This is a genomic window from Arthrobacter sp. SO3 (genome assembly GCF_020532825.1).
GTDB lineage: Bacteria > Actinomycetota > Actinomycetes > Actinomycetales > Micrococcaceae > Arthrobacter.
On sequence record NZ_MQTS01000234.1, the window covers coordinates 1 to 373 of the forward strand.

Below are 373 nucleotides of genomic sequence, written 5' to 3' on the forward strand. Positions count from 1 at the left end.
ATAGTAGAACGGTTTCCAGTAATCACTGGTCGCTTCCATCACCACCGTCGTGACATGCTCGCGTTCCAGGACGTCCCGCAACTCCAGGATATGACTGGTGGTCGCACCCCAGGTGGTCACCGTCGAGGTGTAGGTCCCGGCCCGGGCGCCTGGGACCCGGAGACAGAGCTTCGCGTCGCGTTTGGAAATATCCATTCCCGCGGCCCGTTCGTGCACGATATCCATGACTGTTCCTCCTGACACCTTGACCTGGCTATCTGGTATCTGCCGCGGGGAGGACAGGGAAACAAATCAGGAATCTAACACTCGTGCTCCAGGGCAACAATCCACGGTTCCCGTGGAAGTCCTCCGCGCCACGCTAACCAGCAGGCTC

1 pseudogene is annotated in these 373 nt (G+C 59.5%); it reads right to left on the reverse strand.

Features of this window, described 5'->3' with window-relative positions:
• A pseudogene (locus BJQ90_RS20040) lies at nucleotides 1-225 on the reverse strand (IS110 family transposase); the annotation flags it as partial.
• Between the last annotated feature and the right edge of the window lie 148 nt (nucleotides 226-373).